The 9,604-nt window shown below is 66.5% G+C and carries 10 protein-coding genes; 3 read left to right on the top strand and 7 right to left on the bottom strand.

What is annotated here, in order from left to right; genetic code table 11:
- Window positions 1-176: 176 nt before the first annotated feature.
- Entirely contained in the window at window positions 177-560 is a 384-nt protein-coding gene (locus ACFRMQ_RS32350; RefSeq protein ID WP_380734294.1) for a GNAT family N-acetyltransferase, read from the bottom strand.
- Between the two features lie 249 nt (window positions 561-809).
- Here ACFRMQ_RS32350 and gltX point away from each other — a divergent pair, with 249 nt between their 5' ends.
- Window positions 810-2,171: a glutamate--tRNA ligase gene (gltX, locus tag ACFRMQ_RS32355; protein WP_380734304.1), complete on the top strand. Its 1,362-nt coding sequence runs from the start codon at window positions 810-812 to the stop codon at window positions 2,169-2,171.
- A gap of 58 nt (window positions 2,172-2,229) precedes the next feature.
- Here the strand turns inward: gltX and ACFRMQ_RS32360 are convergent, their stop codons facing one another.
- Genes ACFRMQ_RS32360 through ACFRMQ_RS32385 form a run of 6 tightly spaced genes read right to left on the bottom strand, consistent with a single transcriptional unit; the run spans window position 2,230 to window position 8,073 of the window.
- On the bottom strand, window positions 2,230-3,324 hold the full coding sequence (locus ACFRMQ_RS32360) for a radical SAM protein (RefSeq protein ID WP_380734295.1): 1,095 nt from the start codon (window positions 3,322-3,324) through the stop codon (window positions 2,230-2,232).
- Window positions 3,325-3,341: 17 nt separating this feature from the next.
- Window positions 3,342-4,457 carry a radical SAM protein gene (locus ACFRMQ_RS32365; protein WP_380734296.1) on the bottom strand — a complete coding sequence of 372 codons (1,116 nt, stop codon included), beginning with the start codon at window positions 4,455-4,457 and terminating at the stop codon, window positions 3,342-3,344.
- The gene (locus ACFRMQ_RS32370; protein WP_380734297.1) at window positions 4,454-5,224 is read right to left on the bottom strand and encodes a nucleotidyltransferase domain-containing protein; all 771 of its coding nucleotides are present in this window, start codon (window positions 5,222-5,224) and stop codon (window positions 4,454-4,456) included. Before ACFRMQ_RS32370 ends, ACFRMQ_RS32365 begins: the two co-directional genes overlap by 4 nt.
- Window positions 5,221-6,648, bottom strand: coding sequence for an FAD-dependent oxidoreductase (locus ACFRMQ_RS32375; protein ID WP_380734298.1), 1,428 nt, complete (start codon window positions 6,646-6,648; stop codon window positions 5,221-5,223). The genes ACFRMQ_RS32370 and ACFRMQ_RS32375 overlap by 4 nt, the downstream gene beginning before the upstream one ends.
- The gene (locus ACFRMQ_RS32380) at window positions 6,645-7,598 is read right to left on the bottom strand and encodes a hypothetical protein (RefSeq protein ID WP_380734299.1); all 954 of its coding nucleotides are present in this window, start codon (window positions 7,596-7,598) and stop codon (window positions 6,645-6,647) included. Before ACFRMQ_RS32380 ends, ACFRMQ_RS32375 begins: the two co-directional genes overlap by 4 nt.
- Before the next feature lie 10 nt (window positions 7,599-7,608).
- Window positions 7,609-8,073 (bottom strand): ATP-binding protein, encoded by a 465-nt coding sequence (locus tag ACFRMQ_RS32385; RefSeq protein ID WP_380734300.1) that lies wholly within the window; start codon window positions 8,071-8,073, stop codon window positions 7,609-7,611.
- A gap of 270 nt (window positions 8,074-8,343) precedes the next feature.
- Between ACFRMQ_RS32385 and ACFRMQ_RS32390 the strand changes: the two genes are divergently transcribed.
- Both ACFRMQ_RS32390 and ACFRMQ_RS32395 read left to right on the top strand, forming a co-directional pair.
- Window positions 8,344-9,159 (top strand): helix-turn-helix domain-containing protein, encoded by an 816-nt coding sequence (locus ACFRMQ_RS32390; protein ID WP_380734302.1) that lies wholly within the window; start codon window positions 8,344-8,346, stop codon window positions 9,157-9,159.
- Window positions 9,160-9,183: 24 nt separating this feature from the next.
- The gene (locus tag ACFRMQ_RS32395) at window positions 9,184-9,396 is read left to right on the top strand and encodes a DUF397 domain-containing protein (protein WP_380734303.1); all 213 of its coding nucleotides are present in this window, start codon (window positions 9,184-9,186) and stop codon (window positions 9,394-9,396) included.
- The last annotated feature ends 208 nt before the right edge of the window (window positions 9,397-9,604 follow it).

Genomic DNA, 9,604 nt, shown 5'->3' on the forward strand with positions numbered 1-9,604 from the left:
TGGCCGGGGCCGCCGAGAACAGAGCCAATCGACACTCTCTGACCGCCGAGATGCGAAAAACTGCAATTCTCAGTCGGGTAGCGCTATGACACCCAGCTTCGAGAGCGAAAGTTCCCCCACCACAACATCGTCGGGCGCAGCAAGGAGTACCGCCGCTTCGAAGAAACCGCACCCGCTCATGGCCCGAAGAGCCTCATGGAGCGGACGTTCTCCTCGAAGCCGAGCGAACGGTACAGATGCTCGCCGTCAGCACTCGCGGTAAGGCTGACCAGCCCGCAGCCCTGCTCCCGGAACCAGGCGAGGAGCCTGACCGTGACGGCCCGGCCATACCCTTGGCAGCGGTACCCCGGTTCCGTCAGAACAAGATGCACGTACCCTGTCCGACCGCTGTAGCTCGGTCCGGGTGGCGCCTGGTAGATGGTCCCGAGCGCGGCCGAAACGACTTGTCCGGCCGGCCCGTCGATGACGAATCCAGCCATGTCCTCGGCGCGGGCAAACCCGTCCTCCAGGTATGCGGTGAGGTTCTCGAACCACTGGCCGCTCGGGTGTGCCTTGATCATTTCCGCACGGAAGCGGGCTATCGACAACGCGTCCTCGTTCGTCGCTCTCCGTACAGACACATCGCTTCGTCCTTCGATCGGGTGGCCTCACGATGCGCCTCAGGACACCGAGGGCGCGTCCGCTTTCGACCATCAGGTCAACATCGATCAACACGAACGGCAACTCGTGCCGGCCGGCGCCGCTACCGTGTCTCCATGACTGTTGCCCCCTCCCCTGTCCGTGTCCGCTTCGCTCCCAGCCCGACGGGCATGTTCCACGTCGGTGGCGCCCGGTCGGCCCTCTACAACTGGGCAACCGCACGACAGCGCGGCGGCAGGTTCGTCCTGCGGATCGAGGACACCGATGCGGCTCGCAACCGCGAGGAGTGGACCGAGGGGATCATCAGCGCGCTCGCGTCCATCGGCATCTCGAAGGCGGACCCGGCATTCGAGGGGCCCTACTTCCAGTCGGAGAACGAAGCCCGGCACCGCGAGGCCGCCGCTGGACTGTACGAGACCGGCCTCGCCTACTACTGCGACTGCACGCGCGAGCAGGTGGCCGAGCGCACTGGTTCCCAGCAGCTCGGCTACGACGGGTTCTGCCGCGAGCGCGGGCTGAGCCACGAGGCCGGCCGGGCACTGCGCTTCCGTACCCCGGACGAGGGGGTCACCGTGGTGGTCGACCTGATCCGGGGCAACCCGGAGTTCCCCAACGCCGCCATCGAGGACTTCGTGATCGCCAGGGGCGACGGCAGCCCGGTCTTCCTGCTCGCCAACGTGGTCGACGACCTCGACGAGCGGATCACCCAGGTGATCCGCGGCGAAGAACACCTGTCGAACACCCCCAAGCAGCAGTTGCTGTGGCGTGCTCTCGGAGCCGAGCCCCCGGTATGGGCGCACCTGCCGGTCATCGTGAACGAGAAGCGGCAGAAGCTCTCCAAGCGGCGGGACAAGGTGGCTCTGGAGGACTACCTGGCCGACGGCTACCTACCGGAGGCGATGGTCAACTACCTGATGCTGCTGGGCTGGGGCCCGAAGGATGACGTCGAGATCCGTCCGTACACCGAGCTGGAACAGCTGTTCCGTGTCGAGGACGTGAACGGCTCCTCGGCGTTCTTCGACATCAAGAAGCTGGCCTCATTCAACGGCGAATACCTTCGGGCACTTCCGGTGGATGAGTTCGTGACGGCGTGCGCGCCGTGGGTGTCCCAGCCTCGGGCCCCATGGCCGACGGAAGCGTTCGATCCGGCGCAGTTCGCCGCCGTGGCCGGCCTGGCGCAGACGCGGATCTCGGTGCTGTCGGAGATCACCGCGTACGTCGACTTCCTGTTCCTGGACGAGCCGGTGCGCGACGAGGCGTCGTGGACGAAGGCGATGAAGGAGGGGTCGGCAGACCTGCTGCGGGAAGCGCGGCGTCGGCTGGCCGAGGCCCAGTGGGACGCGGCCTCACTCAAGGCGGTTCTGGAGGAAACGGCGGCCGTCTTCGGATTGAAGCTGGGCAAGGCACAGGCTCCGGTCCGGGTCGCGGTGACCGGCCGCACGGTGGGGCTGCCGCTGTTCGAGTCGTTGGAGGTGCTCGGCCGCGAACGGACCCTGGTGCGCCTGGACAAGGCGCTGGCCGAGCTGGCGTGATGTTGGGGCCCGCACGCCCAGATGGTGGGCGTGCGGGCCCTACTCGTCTTCCGGCTGGTCAGCGCAGGTCGACGAAGCGGTGTTCGGTTCCCTCCGGTTCGGCGGGCATCGACCATAGCGGGCAAAGCGGGATAATGGTGCGGTCGCAGTCGCTGCTGATCAGGGTCTTCTGCAGGTGGTCGTAGGCCGCGCAGCCGCCCCCGCAGGTGGAGCTGTGCGGGCAGGTGCGGCAGTTTGAGGAGATGGTGTTCACGAGGGTGAGTTCGCTGATCCCACCCTGGAGGCGAGGGTGGATAGCCCCGTTGCGGAACTCGCCGTAGTGGAGGTCGGTGTCGAAGAACGCCGAGCAGATGTAGACCCTGCCATCGGGGAAGATCGCGAGGCGTTCGAGGTTACGGGCGGTGCAGCCGCCGTAGCCGGCGGCGCGCAGGGCGGGAAGCTGATCGGCGGTGGCGAACGCGGGCGGGTAGAAGACGCGTACACGGCGACCGGCGGCCGCTTCGCGGATCTGGGCGCACAGCTCCGCCCATTCGGCCGGCGGGATCTGGAAGTGGGGCTTGTCCAAGCCCAGGCCGGTGGGGGTGAAGTAGTGGAAGGAAAGCATCTCCAGGCCGATGGAGTCGGCGAGATCGATGGCGTCGAACACGTCGGCCCGGTTCTCGGTAGTGACGGTGAAGATGGCGCGGGTCTGGAAGCCGTCGGCGACGGCGCGCTTCATGCTCGTGAGCAGAGGACGCCAGGTCCTCTCGCCACGCATCTGCTCGTGTGTTCTTGGGCGGGCACCGTCCAGGGAGAACGAGAAGGAGTCGAGGCGGCCTCGCAGCAGCGGCCAGGTCTTCGGGGCGATGAGGCCGTTGGAGGTCAGGACGGCCTTGTACCCCTGGGCCTTGCAGATGTCGAGGATGTCACCGAACTGGGGGTGAGTGGTCGGCTCACCGCCCAACAGGTAGACCTTGTATTGGCCGTAGGCGACCCGGAGGCTGGACAGGATGTCCTCGACCATGGCAGGGGTCATGCGCCGCTCAGCGTCGAGGCGGTCACCCATGTAACAGTGCTGACAGCGCAGTTGGCACTTCTCGGTGATGTAGAGGAACAGGAAGGGTTCCTTGGCCGCGGTCGCATGTGCGGCAGCATGATCGAGGGTGTCGGTCACGGTGGCTGTCTCCTCTGTCAGCGCAGGGCGTGCAGCGAGTCGTTTTCGCGGGCGCCCCAGGCGGAGACCGTCCACAGGATGCACAGTGGCGTGGTGTCGCGGTCGCATGAGTAGAAGCGCTCGTCCCGGTAGGCGGGAATCTGGGAGTAGGCGGGGCAGCCGCCGCCACAAGTGGCGGTGCTGGGACAGCCGGTGCACACCGGGTCGGCGGTGAGGTAGGCGTTGAGCTCGTTGTTCGGGTCGGGGTTCAGGACGAGCCGGTCACCATCGAAGGTGGCGTAGTGTCGGCCGTTGTCCACGAAGACGGGGCAGGCGAAGACGGTGCCGTCGGGGTAGACGTGCGGGCGGTCGAGGGTGCGGGCGGGACAGCCGGGGTAGCCCCGCTCGAACCATGCCGCCTGGTCGTCGGCCTTGACGAAGGTCGGCGGGTAGTAGACAGCCAGGCGCGGCTCGGGCGGGAAGGCTTCGATCTCGGCGCAGAAGTCCATCCACTCGGCGGGGCTGAGCGGCTGGAGGAAGCGCGCACCGTTCCCCGTCTTGCCGAGGTTGTGGTAGCTGAGGGTGTGGGCGCCGAGTTCGGCGAGAAAGGGGATGAGGTCGAGGGCCCCTTCACGATTGGTCTGCGAGACGGTGCACATCACGCGTACCTGGTAGCCGAGTTCGCGCGCCTGGCGAATGTGGCGGACAACCATGTCATGGTTGCCGGGGTTGCCGCGGATCTTTCGGTGGATGCGCGGGTCGGCGGACTCCAGGGAGAAGTTGAAGCTGTTCAGGGTGCTCGGCGGGATCTTGTCGAACAGCTCGTCGTCGAAGTCGCCGTTGCTGCTGATGGTGACCTGGTAGCCGCGCTTGCGGCCCTCGCTGACGATGGCGGGCAGCTCGGGGTGCATGGTGGGCTCGCCGCCGAGGAGGTAGAGCTTGTCGTGGCCTCCGGTGATCCGGAAGTAGTCCATGATCTTGACGGCAGCCTCGACGCTCATGGTGTTGGCGGCGTTGAGGCGGTCATTGCCCACGTAGCAGGTCTTGCAACGCAGGCTGCAGGCGGTGGTGGGGTAGAGGAAGACGAACCGTTCTCGGGTCTGGCGGTAGATCGGCTGCCTCGGGGCAGGCATGCCGAGGGAGACGGTGGTCATCGGTGTCCTTCCGGTTCGGTATGGAGGAAGGCGAGGCACTGGGCGGCCAGGGTGGCGACGACGGGCAGCGGGCAGTCGGCGCCGCCCAGAGCCGGTGAGGTGGCGGAACCTGTCTGGTGCAGGGCTTCGGACCGGGCGGGCAGCTCAATCCCGAACCAGCGTTCCAGGCCGATGCCGACTGGGGTGTCGGTCCAGGCTTCGGTGGCGCCTCTGGACTGCCACAGGTCGGCGAGCCGCTGTTGAGGGCTACCGGGAGGCAGGCGCAACCGCCCCTTGCACTCCTGGACGCGGGGCATAGGCCAGGCGGAGAAGTAGGCCGCCGCCCGGGCTTCGAGCGCCGGCAGCAGGCCCACCGGGTCATGGACGGCGGTCTTCGGATCGCCGAGGAACTTGAAGACCACGTCGCCCTTGCGGAACACCGACAGCGGACAGTCGGCGAGATAGCAGGCGGACCGTTGAACGGCCGGCACGGCCGCGACGCAATGTTCCGTGAAGGCCAGCAGGGTGGTGAGGGTGTCGAGGGTGAGGATCTCTCCACAGTGGTCGAAGTAGAGACCGGCGGCCAGGTGGATGTCGCGCAGCCGTTCGGCGAGGAGCCGCTCTCGGTCGTGGTCGCTGCGGGCGGTCACGACGAACAGATCGACGTCGCTGGTCTGCTTGTTGCTGCCGCGCGCGTACGAACCGCCGACGAACGAGCACAGGAGGTTGTCGCCGAAGATCTCGACGGCGGCTCGGCCGGCTTCCCTGACAGCGCGGGGGGCTGTCATGCGACCGGCCCGGCGGTGTGGCCGGGGCGGCCGATGATGGTTTCGGCTGCTGCAAGGCCGCCGACTGCGGCTTGGAGGATGCCCTGGGCCAGGCCCGTGCAGTCGCCGGCCGCGTACAATCCGGGTGCTGTGGTCTCAAGGCCGTCGGTGAGCTTCAACTCGTCCCAGAGATTCTCCAGTTCGAGGCCGATCACAGCGATCTGCGAGTCGACGGAGCCGACCAGGGAGTTACCGGTGAAATAGGCCATCAGGTCTTCGAAGGCATCGCACAGAGCGATGTGGATGTCCTGGGGCAGGATGCCTGCAAGGTCCGCGACCTGGTAGTCGCACACCGAGGGACGGAAGCCGCTGAGGTTGGCGAATTGCTCAAGTCCGGTACACGCGAGAGAACGGCGGCGGAAGTCGGGGTACCACTGGAGGACGGGTTTCCCCGGCCGGTCGGTCCGCAGAGCCCGATAGGGCACGAGGAGTTTCTCGTCGACCCAGGCTGCGGTGCGCGGAGTACCGTCAGGGGCTCGAAGCTGCGCCAGCAGGGCGAAGTTCGCCGTGCTTCCCGTCCTCGCTTCAGGGATGACATGGCCGTCGAGGAGGGTGTAGTCGCCATAGTCCGTGAACTTGATTCGGCCACCGCCCGGACCAGCGCAGTAGCAGAACGTCTTGATCTTCACGCCGTTGGTGACAATGGTGGTTTTGAAGTCCTCGTGGATATCGGACCCGCGCCGCAGGAGCGCCGTCGGGGCCTCGAAACGTACTCCCACGGAGGGAATAGGCGCGGAGTACGACAGCTCGAGGTGCCTAAGGGCTTGCCGCCACCAGCGCTGGCCGCGCCGTCCGACTGCGACGACCACCGAACTCGCGTGCACGGTCTGGGTGGTGCCGGCCTGCCCGGCAGTCTCGGCCTGCCACCCTTCTCCGAGCGGACGGAGGGAGGTGACCTGTGTCTGCATCCGCAGCTCGGCACCCGGGGCCGATGTGATGCGGTAGTGGAGTCGTGCGATCAGTGTGCGAACCTGATCCCCGCTGAGCGAGGCCACCGGGTAGTCCTTGACCTTGAACGGTCCGGTGGTGGGGAGGGCTCCACGGAAGACAGGCTGCTTCTCGCCGCACAGTCGCCGCATCGCCCGGTCAGCGAGGATTTCGGCCCGGTCGAGGCCGAGAAGTTCCGCGAGCCGTCTGCCGCTGGGAAACTGCGAGAGCTTGACCCCGTCCCCGTAGTGGATGGAACCGCCGAATCCGGAGATCACGTTGCACATGCCCCTGCAGCCGTTGCAGGAGCGCATGAGGTCCACCGGGCAGGTGCGACGCTGGTAGGGGCGGCCGGCGTCAACCAGCAGCACCCGGACCCCGTTCTCGGCGAGATGATCGGCAGCGACAAGCCCAGCGGGGCCGGCGCCGATCACCAGTGTGTCGACGATCGCGGTCAACTGCGGCCTCCGTAGTGGCTCTCGATCCAGGAAGAGGCTGCGCGAGCGGCCTCGATGGCCGGCCGGTTGGCGTCCTCGATGATGTCGGTGACGGCCGGGTGGTGGAGGTGCTGGTAGTTCGAACGCTCATGCAGGACTGGGGCCGCGCACAGGTCCACAACCAGCCGACGGGCGGCGGCGTCCACAAGACGCGCGATGTGCTCGCGGTACTGTGGCGTGATCCCGGACGTCGCGAGCACCAGGTCGAAGCCACCGTCCCGGACGGTGTCGGACAGATCCGTGATCCGCAGAACGGTCGCCCTGTCGGACCCGGCTCGCAGGAGCCGACGGAGGTTCTTGGGATTGCGGGTCAGCAGAAAGACACGGCGATCGTCGCCGAGTTCCTGCGCGACCGATTGGGCGAGCATGCCACCCCCGACGACAAGCAGGTTGCGCGGCCGGACGGACGGCGCATCCAGCAGGGTTCGGGTGAGGTCGCGGTAGTCGAGTCGGGCATGGAGACCGAACTGTCGACGCGCCTGACTGGCCAGCAGAAGCACCTTTGCGCCGACTGGCCGAAGAGGATGGCCGGCAGGCAACCGGTTGAAAGCCGCGCGGACCTGCTGAAAGACGAACTGCTCCCCGAGGATCAGCGACATCACGTCAGTGGCAATGTGAGTCAGGCGAGAGGCCGCCGCCTCGTGGCCAGTAATCCGTCGACCAAGCCAAAACGCGATCGGCGCGTTGGCCGTGGGTGCCGCCTCGTACCACTCGACGCGGTGGCAGGTTCGCAGCAGCAGCCCGGTCGTCGACTCCGTACCGGCTGCACCGTCCAGTTGCTGGAAGGCCGCTCCCAGCTCCCCGAGTGAGTGGGTGGTGGCGTCACTGAAGGCGCACCAGGCAATCCGGCCTGTCGCAACCGTCGAGCTGACCGGCCTGCCCTCACGTGGTGAATCGGCAGTCTGGGCCATGAGAACCTCCTCAAGCTCCAGTAGTCCGGTGCTCGCATGAAGCACCATCGCTGTATCCACCCTGGGACGCGGGCGCACACTCGCACCAGACCACCTTGCCCACCCCGCCCGGGCCCGGGAGGTGCCCCCACTTGGTGGCGAGGGCATCCACCAGGAGCAGGCCGCGCCCACATCCGACAGTAGGGTCGGGGCGTTGAGGCGTCGGCAGCCGCTCACTCGCGTCGTGCACCTCGATGCGCAGACGGGTGGCATCGACGCCGAAGGACACCCAGATCAGCCGCCCCGGCACACCCGAGTGCAGCACGGCATTGGCCACCAGCTCCGTGGCGAGCAACTCACCGACTTCGGAGTAGCGGAGGTCGCCGTCCGGCACCATGGCCAGCAACTCGCGCAGTATCCGCCGTGCGAGCCATGGCGAGCGGCGGGAACGCGGGAACCAACTGCCGAGGGTTGCAGGGGGTTCGGCTTCAGGCATGGCAGAGCCACCTCCGGGGTTGGGGGTCAAGGCCCGGGCGAGGAGCTACCCGATGACAGATCTCGGCATAGGGATGCCCGGTGATCGATTGCAGAGAGTGTTCGCTCCATCGACCGTGGGTCGCATGCCCCCAACTCGAGATCGTTAGCAAGAGTTCCATGCGGAACATTTTCCGATCTTGGTTTGCTAGTAGCCTGGCGTCAGTTCCACTTCAGTCGCCGGGAGTTGATCACATTGCCCCAACCACGCCCCTCGGTTCGCCGTCGTCGCGTGGCGAGCCTGCTCATCCGCCATCGGGAGGCGGCAGGCAAGACGCCGGATGAGGCCGCAGCGCGCATCGACTGCCATCGATCCAAGATCAGCCGGATGGAGAACGCCTGGCTGCCGATCTCCAGCAGCGAGTTGCGAGACCTGCTCACGTTCTACGGCGTAGACGATCCGACTTACGTGGAGGAAGTGGTCGCGCTCAACCGGCAGGGCTCCGAGCGCGGTTGGGCCCAGCAGTTCAACATCTCGCCACCCTCGTACGTCGACTACATCGACTACGAGGAAAGCGCCGGCCACATCCGCTCGTTCCAGCCGATGATGGTCGCGGGCCTGTTGCAGACGGCGGACTACGCACGAGCCGTCTACCGGGCATCGCCGTTCGACATCCCGCCGGAGCGAATCGACGAACTCGTAGCAGTCCGGCTGCAGCGGCAGAAGGTTCTGGATCACGCCGATACGCCACAGCTCAACGTGATCCTGGGAGAAGCCGCACTTCGGGGGCGCGTTGGCGGCGTGGACGTCCTACGGAAGCAGTTGGATCACCTGCGGCAGTTGGGTGAGCGACCGAACATCGGCCTACAGGTGCTGCCCTTCAGTGCGGGAGCCCACGCCGGAATCATGGGCTCGTTCGTGCTTTTCAGCTTCTCCAGTTCAGCCTTCTCCGACGTGGTGTGCGTGGAACACCAGGCAGGCATGCTCTATCTGGAGAAACCCGAGGAGACGTCTGCCTATACGCTCACGTTCGACTCGTTGTGTTCGAGTGCGTTGAGTGCGTCCGAGAGCCTCGGCCTACTCACCCGGGTCATACGAGAGCTGTAGCGGTGTCGACCGGAGGTGCTGAAGGTGTCCACTCCCGATCTCAGTGGTGCGAACTGGCGGAAGAGCTCGTTCAGTGGAGAGACCGGGGCCTGCGTCGAAGTCGCGGTCGGGCTTCCGGGAGTGCTTCCCGTCCGTGACTCCAAGAACCCGCACGGGCCTTCCCTCCTCTTCACCATCGACGCCTGGGCCGCGTTCATCGCCGCAGTCCGCGCGGGAGATTTCCCCGAGATGCACTGACCGGCAGGAGATCGGCAACCCGGCTCCACGGTTTCGGCGACCCAGGCCAGCCCTGGCCGGGGTCGCCGCTGCTTTTACACTCCTGGAAGGGCGGGCGGGGCATTTGATGTTCAGGCGGGCCCGCGTGCTTGCATGCGGGCCCGCCCATTTTTTGATCAATCATTTTGGGATTGTTACTACTCCCACTAAACCTGCCCCTCGGCTGGTC

This window comes from Kitasatospora sp. NPDC056783 (assembly GCF_042789895.1).
Lineage (GTDB): Bacteria > Actinomycetota > Actinomycetes > Streptomycetales > Streptomycetaceae > Kitasatospora.